Below are 12,307 nucleotides of genomic sequence, written 5' to 3' on the forward strand. Positions count from 1 at the left end.
TAGAAGAGGCGACGCAGATCCTATGATGACGCTACAAACTGAACTGCTGGCCGCCATTTCATGGGCGGCGCAGCAAGGCTGGACACCTGCCACCGGCGGTAACTTTTCCGCCCGTACCGAAGCGGGGTATTTGGTCACCGCTTCCGGGCGCGATAAGACCCGTATTCAGGCCGATGACCTACTGCTGTGCGATCTGGATGGCAAAGTGCTATCAGGCGATGGTAAGCCAAGCGCGGAAAGTGATCTCCATGCTGCGCTCTATCGCTTAGACGCATCGATTAACTGCGTGCTGCATACCCATACCCTAGCCAGCACCGTGCTGTCGCGGCGCTTTCCAAACGGCATTGAGCTAAGCGGCTTCGAGATGCAAAAAGCCCTGCAGGGCAACGTGACCCATGATGCGACTATTCGCTTACCTGTAGTGCCAAATTCCCAAAATATGGACGAGCTAGCGGAGCATGTACGCAGCGGCTGGCCGATGCCCTGGGGCTTTTTGGTAGCAGGGCACGGTATCTACGCCGTGGGCGATAGCATCGCTAGTTGCCGCCGGCACTTGGAAGCCATTGAATTTTTACTGTCCTGTGTACTTGAAGAGAGCCGGTGGTCTAAATGAGTAACCCAGCTGTTCGCGCCGTTGTAACCGATATTGAAGGCACCACCACGGATATTAACTTCGTGCATAAGGTGCTGTTTCCCTACGCCCAGGCCAAGCTACCCGACTTTCTACGCGCGAATGCAGGCACACCTGCGGTTGCCGAGCAGATTAACGCGGTACGCCGTGACATGGGTGACGCTGATGCCACGCTGGATGCCGTCATTGCTCAGTTACTGCACTGGATCGAGACCGACCAAAAGGTCACGCCGCTGAAAGCACTGCAAGGCATGGTGTGGGCGGACGGCTATCAGCGTGGCGATTTTAAAGGCCACCTGTATAGTGACGTCGCCCCGGCGCTGCGCCAGTGGCAGCAGGCAGGCAAAGCGCTCTACGTGTATTCGTCAGGCTCTGTGCAGGCGCAGAAGCTGCTGTTTGGCTACAGCGATGAAGGCGACTTAACCCCCCTGTTTAGCGGCTACTTTGACACCCATATTGGCCATAAACGCGAAGCCACGGCCTATCAGCGTATTATCGCTGAGCTTGATCTACCGCCCGAGGCAGTGCTGTTTCTGTCTGACGTGGTAGAAGAGCTGGACGCCGCCAAGCAAGCGGGCATGCAAACCCTGCAGTTAGTTCGCGAAGGCACCCAGGCGGGCAACACCCACGCTTGCGTTACTCGCTTTGATGAAATCGCTGTTTAGCCTTTACTGCCGTCACCTTTAAGGAGAGCCTAGAATGTCGCAACTGAAAGTATTTGCTGATCAGAACCCTAACGACGCCCTGCTGGACATCACTGACGGCGAACAGATAACTGCTGAGCTGAGCAAGGTGGGTGTACTGTTTGAGCGCTGGGCAACGCCAGGCGAGATCGCCGACAACGCCACCCAAGAAGACATTTTGGCGCTCTACCAAGACGATATCGACCGCGTAAAGGCCATGGGCGGCTACCAAACCGTTGATGTACTGCACATGGTGCCCACGCACCCAGACAAAGAGGCCATGCGCCAGAAGTTCTTAAACGAGCACCGCCATCACGAAGACGAAGTGCGCTTCTTCGTTAAAGGCCAAGGGCTTTTCTGCCTGCATATTGAAGACAAGGTGTATCAGGTGCTGTGTACCCGCAATGACCTGATCAGCGTACCCGCGAATACGCCCCATTGGTTCGATATGGGCCCAGCGCCAGAATTTACTGCGCTGCGCTTCTTCGATAACGTTGAAGGCTGGGTGCCTCACTGGACAGAGAGCGATATCGCCGGGAAGTTTGACCGCCTGGATCAGTTGTAGTTATACACACACCACCCGTGGATTGAAAAGTCCACGGGTACCAACTTTTTTATTTTTACAATGCACATTTATAATCTTCTAAATAGAAAAACCTCTTCCAATCCGGCCAATTGATGCTCTCGACATTTCTTCTTCACTGCCTCGTCACCTACAATACTCACCATTCTGTTACAAATTGCTGAATATCTATCAACCCAATAACAATGCTCTAAATCTCTTAGCCAATTTACATCGTCATCGCCGCTTGGAAAGTTTTCTATTAATTTGAAATATGATCTTACAGAACCAGCCAAAATTGCCATATTCCCAATCATAGAAATAATTGCAGTATCGATAGCCTCCGACTTTGGCAAGTGATCATTGGAAATAGCATACACAATATCTACAAATGGCTTACCATAAAAATCTTCACTTATACATTTATTTTTTACTGGTTTTTTTAATGCTATTTGAGTTGTTCCATCCAGCCTTTCAAGCGACTCTCTAACAAGCTCAATTTTTTTCTGGTAAAAATTAAGCATTACGCTTTTGTAAACCAAGAATCCCGCAAATATTGCAGCAAATGGCGACACAACGCCGGCAAAATATGTGCCAAAATCAGCAAAACTGTCATTACTTACATCCAAAAACCAATGTAAATAATCACTTCCATTCAAGAAATAGATTACCACAGCCACAACACAATAAATAAAAAAAGCAACAAAAGAGAAACTCATCCCTCTCATAAAAAATCACCACTCAAATTAACAATAAAAAAATAACGGATATTATTATCTTTTACATAAAAGTCAATTATAAAAACTTAACACAAACTCATTTAGCATTGGTATTCAGCGTGACCACTGAATTTAACGAAGAGAGTGCGGATTTAACCCCGCATTCTCTTTTAAAGTAATAATCACAACACCTCTTGCTGGTTATACGCCCTGGCTAAATCTGCCAGCGCGGTAAGGTCACAGTAGGCTTCCGGCTCCATAATTAACGTTTGGCCCATCAGCACATTGCGTGCTTCAAGCTTAGCGCGGAGCGCGGTGTCTTCGATCTCTTCAAAGTCAGCGTTATGGGCCAACGATAAAACGCGGCGATGCATTTCAATACCGCAATAAGCCAGTGCATCCAGGCGAATCTCTTCAAGCAGTGCATCGCAGGCGTCATCGGCACTATTGCCCTGGGCTTCAAACAGCGCCCGGGGGAACAGAATACCGGTGCGTTCGGTTTGCCACAGGTGGCGGAACTCGGCGTCAAAGCGGGTAAAGCACGCTTCAATTACGTCAAGAATCCACGCTTGGTAGGCATCCAGTTCATCGGCTTGGCGGTGAGCAGGCTGGCTGAAGTAGGCCATCAGGAAGTTGGCAACGGCCATGCCTAGATCAAAGGCCATTGGGCCATACTGAGAAAATTCGGGATCAATCACCCGCACATCCGACTCGGTGGCCATAATTGACCCAGAGTGCAAATCACCGTGCAGCATGGTTTCAGTATTCGCGGTGAACTTCATCAACAACCGCTGCACTTTAGCTTTTAAGCGCGTATTCCGGCGCAGCTCATCCACTACCGGCGAAAGTTCCGGCGTATGACGGTTCATTTCGGCGCCGTAATAGGGGTCGGTAAATACCAGGGATTCGGTAATCGCAGGAATCGCCACGTTGCCTGAAAAAAGCCCCACATCGGCTTTCTTCTCAGGGCTGTTTAACGAGAGCTCCGAGCCACGAAACGCCATGCGCGCACAGAATTCACCGATGGTTTCGCCAAGCTGTGTAACCCGCTCACCGCTGATCAGCTTGCGGCGCAAAATCGTGTGCGGATAAAGGTACTCCATGACAATCAGCGCTTGGGGCTTATCGAAATAAAACACCTCTGGCGCGATGCCAGGCGCACGCTGAGCTTGGCGTACCAGAGCGTAGTATTCAAAGTGGGCACGGTAAAGCGGCAGCGGCCAGCTCTCGCCTACCATACGAACATAAGGCAGCGCTTGTTTTACCACCACGCTGCCCACACTCCCCGAAACAATAAAGACCAAATTTAGGTTGCCATCCCCTACTTCGCGAATCTGCCACTGCCCGGGGTTGCCGCCCACTCGGCTTGCCACTTCTTCTACCTCACCTAGCCGCTGCGCCAGGGTATCGACATCCAGTGCTTGATAGGGCTGCTCGTGTGCCACTATTTGATTCCTCACGAAAAATGATGCTTGTTTGTCATACCCCAGCAGGGTTGTCAAATGCCCTTATTTAAAAGACATCAACTTCATTAGTAAGCTTTAAACCACGGCCTAATAACAACGAACATGCCTTGAAAGGGAGTTAACACAAAAATCTCACCCCCTGGGCGGCCAAAGGGCTGCGCAGTCTATCGGGTAGTGGGCTATCGGTAATCACTGCATGGTAGTCAGCAAGCTCGCCAGCGGCACAGCGCAGCGGCAGGTCGAATTTGGTTTTATCCAGCACCAGGATGCGGTATGCAGCATGGGAGAGCAGCGCTTCACGGGCCATGACCTCGTCATCATTGTAGTCATATAAATGGCCATGACTGTCCATACCACCCACTGAGACAATACCGACATCCACTCGGTAGCGCTGAAAAAAGCGACAGGCATCGCCGCCAATCACATCTTGATCACGGCGCCGTACACGCCCACCCGCCACCACCAGCTCACACTCCATGGTGCATAATTTGATGAGTGCATGCAGATTATTGGTCATAATCTGCAGACCTTGTTTATCGCGCAAGGCGTCGGCCAGCTGCTCTACCGTGGTGCCCGTACCTAAAAATAGCGATTGATGATGCTGAACCAGCGAAGCGGCCTGTCGGGCAATCTGGCGCTTACCCACTTGATTAACGATTTGGCGCTGATCGTAGCCAATATTTTCCTGATCAGGAAATGGCAGCACTTCTCCGTGGCGACGCAATACCAGCCCTTGCTCCGCCAAGACACGAACATCCCCGCGTAATGTTTGTACCGACACATCAAACTGGCTAGCCAGCGATTCCAGGGGCTGGCGTCCTTGCTGGCGAACCTGCGCCAACACGGCACGGCGGCGCTCGTTTAAGCCCAATATTTTCTTCACGTTGGCGACCACCTGAGTAACGAAAGCGTTTTTTTGACAGGCGAAAGCCTATCGCTATCAAACGAAAGCGTAGTGTCACGATGTTGTAAGCCGATGACAGTAGTGTGATCAGTGTTCACCTACTGGAGTTTTTACGATGTTGAAGCGCTCACTGTGCACTGCCGTTACGCTTGCAAGCTTTGCTCTATCGTCGTCGCTGCTCGCTGATGACAAACTGGTGCTTTATACCAGCCAACCGAATAGCGACGCCCAGCAAACCGTGGATGCCTTTCAGGCCGCCTATCCTGATATTGAGGTGGAGTGGGTCCGCGATGGCACCACTCGCCTGATGACGCGCCTACGCTCCGAGCTTTCCGCTGGCGTTAGTAACCCAGACGTACTGTTAATTGCTGACAGCATGACCATGACCTCACTCAAGCAAGAGGGCCATTTACAGTCTTACCTCAGCCCAGAGCGTGAGGCTTATGATGAGGCGCTATACGATCCCGAAGGCTACTTCTACGGCACCAAACTGATCACCACTGGGATTGTGTATAACACCGCTGCCGAGCATCAGCCGCAGCGTTGGCAAGATCTGACGGGGCCTGACTATGAAGGCCTTGTAACAATGCCAAGTCCGCTCTATTCCGGCGCAGCGCTTATTCATATGGCAGCGCTGAGCGACCACCCCGATCTTGGAATGGGCTACTACGAGGCGCTGCAAGCTAATCGTGCAGAAGCTCAGGGCGGTAATGGCGGCGTTTTCAATGCCGTTGCCTCAGGCACGAAGCCCTACGGCATCGTGGTCGATTTCCTGCCGATTCGTGAGGCCGCTAAGGGCTCGCCGGTTGAATTTGTTTTCCCCGAAGAGGGCGTGAGCGCGGTCACCGAGCCCGTCGCGATTATGCAGGGTGCCAACAATCTGGACGCCGCTCAGAAATTTGTCGATTTCGTACTTTCCCAACAAGGCCAAGAACTTGTTAGCCAGCAAGGCTACCTGCCCGCCCACCCGGCTGTTACGCCGCCTGAAGGCTTTCCTGCTCGTGACGCTATTCAGCTAATGCCGATCAATATTGAGCAAGCGCTGGAACAGGAAGAAACATTGAAACAGCGCTTTAGCGACCTGTTTGGCGGCTAACCATGACACCGTCGCTTAACGTTGGCAGCCAGCACCGCTGGCTGCTCAGCCTAATCACGCTCACGGTGGTGCTGTTAAGCCTAGCGCCCAGTTTGCGGCTACTCGTCGAGGCGCTTAGCGACCTTGGCCAAGGTAGCGAATCACCGCTATGGAAGGTGCTCAACGCGGCGAGTACTTGGCGAGCGTTGTGGCACAGTGTGTATACCTCGGGCCTTGGCATGTTGATTGCCTTGGTGTTGGGCAGCCTGTTCGCCTTCGTGATTACGCTGACCGATATCCGTGGCAAAGCGTGGCTCGTGTTCTGCTTTATGCTGCCGATGATGATTCCACCACAAGTGACGGCGCTGAGCTGGCTACAGCTGTTCGGCCCCGCCAGCCCGTTGCTGAAAAGCATTGGTATGGCACCACCGCTGGGCAGCCCCCAGCCACTCTACTCGGCGGAAGGCATTGCTCTGTTGTTGGGGATTCAAAGCGCACCGCTGGTCTTTTTAGCGCTGCGCACCTCTCTGATCTCGCTGCCCCGCGAACTTATCGAAGCGGCCCGCATCAGTGGCGCACGCCAAGCCCAAGTTTGGGGGCAGATTATTTTGCCAGTCACTCGGCACGGCTTAATTGCCGGGGCTGCGATGGCGTTTATTTCTAGCCTGGGTAACTTCGGCATTCCTGCCATGCTGGGAATTCCAGCGGGCTACTATGTTTTGCCGACGCTGATCTACCAGCGTATGGCTAGCTTTGGTACTGGCGTGCTGGCGGAAATGGCAGCGCTCTCGTTACTGATTGGTGTGCTGGCACTGGCAGGGGTTGCCTTGCAGCAATACTGGATGAACCGCAGCCGCTTTGGCTTAGGCGGCCACAGTGGCCGCTCACATGACTTTACGCTGGGCCGTTTTCGGCCAGTGGTGACGACCGTACTCGTCGGCGTTTTATTGGTGATTCTCGTCGCGCCACTCGCAGCGCTGGTGGTCAGTTCCTTGGTGCCCGCCATGGGCGTTCCTCTTAGCGTCGATAGCGTGACATTAAACGCCTATCACGAAGTGATTGGCCGCCAAGGAGCCACCTGGCGCGCCGTGCGCAACAGCCTATGGCTAGCAGGCGGTGCCGCGCTGGTGCTTATGCTGTGCAGCCTGCCGCTAGCATATCGCCTGCAGCGGCTCCCTCCCCGACTCCAGCAGCTCACGCTCAGCGCTATTGAGCTGCCCTACGCACTGCCCGGCGTGGTGCTGGCGATCGCCTGCATTTTGCTGTTCGTGCGCCCGTTGCCGCTGATCAACGTAGCGCTCTACGGCACGCTCGGGCTGATCTTTGTGGCCTATCTGGCGCGTTTTTTAGTGGTATGCCTCAAACCCGTTAGTGCCAGCCTGGCACAGCTTGATCCCTCCTTGGAAGAAGCTGCACAACTGGCGGGGGCAGGCCCCTGGCGGCGGCTAACCACGATCGTACTGCCGCTGATTGCACCATCGCTCTTTGCAGGTGGGCTGTTGGTCTTCCTGCTGGCGGTGAACGAGCTAACGGTATCGGCACTGCTTTGGAGCGCCGGTAACGAAACGCTGGGCGTATTGATTTTTAACCTTGATGAGGGCGGTGAAAGCGTACTGGCGTCTGCGGTATCGGTACTGGTGGTCGTCATGGTCGCCTCGCTGATGCTGTCGCTCAGCCTGCTTGCCCCTCGTTTACCCAAAGGAGTCGTGCCATGGCTGGGCTAGCGATTCAACAGGTCACCAAACAGTTTGGCGACCATCGCGCGGTCAATGATCTCTCGTTAGAGATTGCACCAGGGGAGTTTGTGGCACTGCTGGGCCCTAGCGGCTGCGGTAAAACCACCATGTTGCGTATGCTAGCGGGGTTCGAAAACGTGACGGGTGGCGAAATACGCCTGAACGATACGCTGCTAGCCAGTCGCCATCAACATATGCCCCCAGAACAGCGCAACATGGCGATGGTCTTTCAGTCATACGCGCTTTGGCCGCATATGAACGTGGCCGACAACGTCGGTTACCCACTCAAACTGCGCCGCATTCAGGGCAGTGAGTATCAACGCCGAGTTGCTCATGCGCTGGCACAGGTAGCCTTGGAACCCTATGCACAGCGTTCGCCACAGGAGCTTAGCGGTGGTCAGCGCCAACGGGTCGCGCTAGCCCGCTGCCTAGTGACTGACCCTGCGGTTGTGTTATTGGATGAACCGCTGGCCAATCTAGACCGTAATCTACGTGCCTCTATGGAACACAGCTTTGTGGATTTCCACCGCCGTACCCACGCAACAATGGTGTACGTCACCCACGACCAAAGTGAAGCCATGGCGATGGCGGACCGAATTGCCGTAATGCGCGACGGTGAGCTAGTACAGTGGGCAACGCCTGAAACGCTTTATCGCGAACCGCGCAGCGAGTGGGTGGCAAGCTTTATCGGCCAAGGTAGCCAGTTGGCCATTGCCAACGGTGCGCCAGGGCAGCGGTTGACGGAAAGCGCCCTAATGCAAGGGCTGGCCGCAGCACACAGCACCCAGCCTGCACGCCAACCTGTATTAGTTCGCCCCGAGCATATTCGCGTAGACACCCAAGCCCCCAATCAACACGACCTTACCGGGCGCGTCGAGCGGCTAACCTTTCGTGGTGAACGCTATGAGTTGCACCTGCGCCTGCCCAGCGGTGAAGCCTTGCTGGCTTACCACCACTGTGCGCTTGAAGAGGGCCAGCAAGTCGCTCTGCGGCTACTAGAAGGCTGGTGCCTGGAGCCTGACCAATGAGCACCCATATTCATTTATTAAGCGGGTTGGGTGATAAAGGCCCTGCGGCTATCGTGGTCGAAACCAACGGAAAGCGGCTGCTGCTGGACGCCGGTGGAGCGCTGCACCCTGGGGAATCTATCACCTGGGCAGGTGGCTTAGACGTAGACGCTATGCTGATTAGTCACGACCATATTGACCATATCGGCGGCGTTGCCGAACTGCCCGAGACCATCCCGCTCTACTGCACACCCTTAGTCGCTAACGCACTGCCTAAGCACCGCGCTTGGCAGCCTTTGCCAGCACGCGGAAGCCTGATGGTCGAAGGTATCAAAGTGACCACCGGCCAAGCGGGGCACTCGCTGGGTGGCGTTTGGCTGCACTTAGACGTGGATGGCGGCATTTTCTACAGCGGCGATGCCTGTTTTGAATCCCGCTTGTTTCCCTTTGATACGCCGCCAGCAGCTCACACTGCGCTACTAGATGGTTCCTACGGCAATTACGACCAGCCCCAGGAAAACTGTCTGCAGGCGATTTGCCAGCAGCTTGAACAGCCGTTGGTATTACCGGTGCCTGAAACGGGGCGCGCTCTGGAAATGGCGCTGTGGCTGTCGGAAGAGGCCGACCGCCGTCAGCTCCCTTTCGCCATTGACCCGATTATTCGCGACAACCTCGCCGCACTGCTAGCACTGCCAAGCGACTTACGCCGCCCTGGTCTCGACAGTGCGATTAGCGCACTGCTAAAACGACAGAGTGCTTCGCAGCCAGTGCTACAGCTGGTCAGCGATCGCAATGATACGCCCGACCAATGGCCCAATTACCAGCTACTGCACACCGGCTATTTAACGCCTGAACGTCAAGCCCAGCTTGCCGCAGGCGAGGTGCGCTGGCAGCGCTGGAACGTACACCTGCGTGCATCGCATCTAGTAGCGCTTGCCGACCAGCTAAGGGCCACTCAGGTAGTGCCGCTCTTTACCCCGCTCACTGGTAACTGCTTAAGCGATTGGCAACAACGCCTGGGGCAGCGGCTGTGTATCCACCGCTCCCTAGAGATTCATCCGCATACGGCCGGACGCTCTACCGCCCATTTAACCGTTTAGGAAATTAACGATGTCCACAGTGATTGTTGATGTTGACGGCACGCTTGCCGAATTTCACCCCACCGACGTACACGACTGGGTTCTTGGCCCAGCCAAACAGTGGGATCCTTTTTTTGCCCATATGGCCGAAGCGCCAGTCATTGAGCCAGTGGCGCGGCTAGTCAAGCTGCTGAAAGCTCAAGGCCAACAGATCGTGATCTGCAGCGGCCGGCCTGACAGCCACCGTGAGCATACCCAGCGCTGGTTAGAGCGCCACACCATTCCCTTTGATGCCATGTACCTGCGCCCGCAAGGTGATGACCATATCGATGATGAAGAGGTGAAAGCCGCACTGCTCAATCAAATGCGTAGCGACGGCTTTGCGCCTTGGCTGGTGCTGGATGACCGTGACGCAGTAGTCGCCCAATGGCGCGCGCTCGGCCTCACCTGCTTGCAGTGCGCACCGGGAGATTTTTAAGGAGACGGCAACACACTGACGCCCCGCTAAACGGGGCGCCGTTGTTAATAAAGCGATGATGTCAGACGTTATCAGCCTGCGAACGAGGCGTACATAATCACCACAAGTACCACAAGCACAATGCCGGTTGGCACAGCGCCCTTCCAAGGCGTAAGGTCCACATCGCCCGAATCTTCTTGCACCCATGCGGTGGCGCGGGGGCGCAGCTTACCAATAATCAGCATTACGGCGACCAACAGCACGAACACCGCGGCGACAAAGTGAAACTCATGCATCACCATCGGTAGCTTGTTAAACGGCGGAACAAAGTAGCCAGCCGCGATCAGCAAACAGCCCCCTACCAGCGCTACTTTAGCCGCCATGGGAGGCACGCGTTTCGTCAGAAGCCCCACCAGAACAACCGCTAAAATAGGAATAAAGTAAATGGCGTTCATCTTCTGCAGATAGCCAAATAGGCTATCCTGGCCTGCTAACAGCGGCGCAATAACCATGGTTGTAACAGCCATGATCCAGCCAAACACCTTGCCTGATTTCACGACTTCTTCTTCAGTGGCATCTTTTTTAAGCACACCTTTATAGATTCCCAGGCTGAAAATCGTGGTGGTGCTGTTTAGCGCCGAGTTAAATGAGGAGAGAATCGCCCCCACCATTACCGCAGCAAAAAAACCTGTTAGGTACGGCGGTAGAACGTTAAATACCAAGTGGCCATAGGCTTCGTCTGCGCGAACGCCTTGGTCGGCATAGAGGTGGTAAGCAATGATACCCGGCAGCACCAGATAGAGCGGACCTAACAGCTTAAAGAAGCCGGTTAGCAGCACGCCCTTCTGACCTTCAGCCAGGTTTTTAGCCGCAAAAGTGCGCTGGATAATCTGCTGATTCGTTGTCCAATAAAACAGATGCAGTAATAAAACACCGGTGAAGATAGTCGAAAACGGTACCTGCTGATCAGGGCCACCTACCGAGTTAAATTTACTCGGGTCGCTCTCTTTCAGGATGCTCCAGCCCTCCATGACACCGCTGCCATTGCTCACTGCCTGAAGGCCGAAATAAACAATCACAAAGCCACCGATCAACAGACCGACGCCATTCAATGTATCTGAGACCGCCACCGTGCGCAGACCGCCAAATAGCGCATACACCGCGCCGATGATGCCAACCGTCCAGACGGTAGCCCACAGCAGCGCTGTACTCGACTCAATGCCGGTCAATCCTTGAAGATCCAGCATGCCCTGTAAACCAATCGCCCCTGAATAGAGAATGATGGGCAACAGCACCACGGCGTAAGCAATCAAGAAAATAACGTTGGCAATCAGTTGGGTACCATTATCAAAACGTATCGCTAACAGTTGGGGGAGCGTCGCGATCCCACTTTTTAGAAAGCGCGGCAGGAAAAACAGAGCCAGTGCTACTAAAGCAATCACCGCGATCACTTCCCAAGCCATGACACTTAGGCCATCGGTAAACGCCGAACCGTTCAGCCCAACCATCTGCTCGGTTGAGAGATTAGTCATCAACATTGAGGCGGCAATTAACGGAAAGGTTAGTGTCCTGCCGGCGAGAAAGTAGCCACTGGTGCTTCGGTGATCATCTTGACGTGTGATACGCCATGTCACAAAGGCCACTAAGCCCGTAAAAAAGATGAACGATGCCAGCGTAAGGGCATGCATGAAAAAATCCTTAGAAGAAGTCGCTAAACAACAAACGACATAGTGAATTTAGGTAAAATTACCAATATGCGCGGAATTCTAAGCAGGTGAAACGATTCATCCATTATGCTTTAGTAGCAATAAAGAATAAATAAGGCGGTTTTTTACTAACTACCCTCTATTTTGGCAAGACGTTAACGAAAAAGAAGAAATACTGATGCAATATCTGTGCGACAGTATCCAACCGCAGGGCGGGGCGGTATAGCGCTAAGGAGAAAACTGGACAGCTCTCATAAAAGCCGCTGAAATCATCTTATGATG

Annotated in this window: 12 protein-coding genes; 8 read left to right on the top strand and 4 right to left on the bottom strand. The window is 53.9% G+C overall.

From position 1 onward, the window contains the following. Positions 1-22: 22 nt before the first annotated feature. From mtnB to K1Y77_RS15830, 3 genes are read left to right on the top strand one after another with little or no spacing between them, the layout of a single operon-like run. Positions 23-613: a methylthioribulose 1-phosphate dehydratase gene (gene mtnB / locus K1Y77_RS15820; RefSeq protein WP_264019162.1), complete on the top strand. Its 591-nt coding sequence runs from the start codon at positions 23-25 to the stop codon at positions 611-613. Continuing rightward, positions 610-1,296: an acireductone synthase gene (gene mtnC, locus K1Y77_RS15825; protein ID WP_264019161.1), complete on the top strand. Its 687-nt coding sequence runs from the start codon at positions 610-612 to the stop codon at positions 1,294-1,296. The genes mtnB and mtnC overlap by 4 nt, the downstream gene beginning before the upstream one ends. A gap of 34 nt (positions 1,297-1,330) precedes the next feature. Next, positions 1,331-1,879 carry a 1,2-dihydroxy-3-keto-5-methylthiopentene dioxygenase gene (locus tag K1Y77_RS15830; RefSeq protein ID WP_264429469.1) on the top strand — a complete coding sequence of 183 codons (549 nt, stop codon included), beginning with the start codon at positions 1,331-1,333 and terminating at the stop codon, positions 1,877-1,879. 68 nt (positions 1,880-1,947) lie between these two features. Here the strand turns inward: K1Y77_RS15830 and K1Y77_RS15835 are convergent, their stop codons facing one another. The 3 genes from K1Y77_RS15835 to K1Y77_RS15845 all read right to left on the bottom strand — a co-directional run bounded on the left by K1Y77_RS15835 (position 1,948) and on the right by K1Y77_RS15845 (position 4,932). Further along, positions 1,948-2,604, bottom strand: a complete 657-nt coding sequence (locus tag K1Y77_RS15835) for a hypothetical protein (RefSeq protein ID WP_264429471.1) — start codon at positions 2,602-2,604, stop codon at positions 1,948-1,950. Between the two features lie 173 nt (positions 2,605-2,777). Beyond that, positions 2,778-4,040, bottom strand: coding sequence for an S-methyl-5-thioribose kinase (mtnK, locus tag K1Y77_RS15840; protein ID WP_264429472.1), 1,263 nt, complete (start codon positions 4,038-4,040; stop codon positions 2,778-2,780). 139 nt (positions 4,041-4,179) lie between these two features. Continuing rightward, positions 4,180-4,932, bottom strand: coding sequence for a DeoR/GlpR family DNA-binding transcription regulator (locus tag K1Y77_RS15845; protein ID WP_406567289.1), 753 nt, complete (start codon positions 4,930-4,932; stop codon positions 4,180-4,182). 148 nt (positions 4,933-5,080) lie between these two features. Here K1Y77_RS15845 and K1Y77_RS15850 point away from each other — a divergent pair, with 148 nt between their 5' ends. Genes K1Y77_RS15850 through K1Y77_RS15870 form a run of 5 tightly spaced genes read left to right on the top strand, consistent with a single transcriptional unit; the run spans position 5,081 to position 10,340 of the window. Further along, positions 5,081-6,061, top strand: a complete 981-nt coding sequence (locus tag K1Y77_RS15850) for an ABC transporter substrate-binding protein (RefSeq protein ID WP_264429475.1) — start codon at positions 5,081-5,083, stop codon at positions 6,059-6,061. A 2-nt stretch (positions 6,062-6,063) separates the two neighbouring features. After that, positions 6,064-7,764: an ABC transporter permease gene (locus tag K1Y77_RS15855; RefSeq protein WP_264429477.1), complete on the top strand. Its 1,701-nt coding sequence runs from the start codon at positions 6,064-6,066 to the stop codon at positions 7,762-7,764. Beyond that, positions 7,752-8,804, top strand: a complete 1,053-nt coding sequence (locus tag K1Y77_RS15860; protein ID WP_030071284.1) for an ABC transporter ATP-binding protein — start codon at positions 7,752-7,754, stop codon at positions 8,802-8,804. Before K1Y77_RS15855 ends, K1Y77_RS15860 begins: the two co-directional genes overlap by 13 nt. Continuing rightward, the gene (locus K1Y77_RS15865; protein ID WP_264429480.1) at positions 8,801-9,883 is read left to right on the top strand and encodes an MBL fold metallo-hydrolase; all 1,083 of its coding nucleotides are present in this window, start codon (positions 8,801-8,803) and stop codon (positions 9,881-9,883) included. The genes K1Y77_RS15860 and K1Y77_RS15865 overlap by 4 nt, the downstream gene beginning before the upstream one ends. 10 nt (positions 9,884-9,893) lie before the next feature. Beyond that, positions 9,894-10,340 carry a phosphatase domain-containing protein gene (locus tag K1Y77_RS15870; RefSeq protein ID WP_264429481.1) on the top strand — a complete coding sequence of 149 codons (447 nt, stop codon included), beginning with the start codon at positions 9,894-9,896 and terminating at the stop codon, positions 10,338-10,340. A gap of 71 nt (positions 10,341-10,411) precedes the next feature. Here K1Y77_RS15870 and K1Y77_RS15875 read toward each other — a convergent pair whose 3' ends face one another. Then, on the bottom strand, positions 10,412-12,007 hold the full coding sequence (locus tag K1Y77_RS15875) for a solute:sodium symporter family transporter (protein WP_030071290.1): 1,596 nt from the start codon (positions 12,005-12,007) through the stop codon (positions 10,412-10,414). Positions 12,008-12,307 lie beyond the last annotated feature (300 nt).

The organism is Halomonas qaidamensis (assembly GCF_025917315.1).
Lineage (GTDB): Bacteria > Pseudomonadota > Gammaproteobacteria > Pseudomonadales > Halomonadaceae > Vreelandella > Vreelandella qaidamensis.

What these genes read in the sequence shown, in the direction of transcription:
- K1Y77_RS15850 (WP_264429475.1), top strand. Translation starts at nt 5,081, where the DNA reads ATGTTGAAGCGCTCACTGTGCACTGCCGTTACGCTTGCAAGCTTTGCT.
- K1Y77_RS15835 (WP_264429471.1), bottom strand. Translation starts at nt 2,604, where the DNA reads ATGAGAGGGATGAGTTTCTCTTTTGTTGCTTTTTTTATTTATTGTGTT.
- mtnB (WP_264019162.1), top strand. Translation starts at nt 23, where the DNA reads ATGATGACGCTACAAACTGAACTGCTGGCCGCCATTTCATGGGCGGCG.
- K1Y77_RS15860 (WP_030071284.1), top strand. Translation starts at nt 7,752, where the DNA reads ATGGCTGGGCTAGCGATTCAACAGGTCACCAAACAGTTTGGCGACCAT.
- mtnC (WP_264019161.1), top strand. Translation starts at nt 610, where the DNA reads ATGAGTAACCCAGCTGTTCGCGCCGTTGTAACCGATATTGAAGGCACC.
- K1Y77_RS15830 (WP_264429469.1), top strand. Translation starts at nt 1,331, where the DNA reads ATGTCGCAACTGAAAGTATTTGCTGATCAGAACCCTAACGACGCCCTG.
- K1Y77_RS15870 (WP_264429481.1), top strand. Translation starts at nt 9,894, where the DNA reads ATGTCCACAGTGATTGTTGATGTTGACGGCACGCTTGCCGAATTTCAC.
- K1Y77_RS15875 (WP_030071290.1), bottom strand. Translation starts at nt 12,007, where the DNA reads ATGCATGCCCTTACGCTGGCATCGTTCATCTTTTTTACGGGCTTAGTG.
- K1Y77_RS15855 (WP_264429477.1), top strand. Translation starts at nt 6,064, where the DNA reads ATGACACCGTCGCTTAACGTTGGCAGCCAGCACCGCTGGCTGCTCAGC.
- K1Y77_RS15865 (WP_264429480.1), top strand. Translation starts at nt 8,801, where the DNA reads ATGAGCACCCATATTCATTTATTAAGCGGGTTGGGTGATAAAGGCCCT.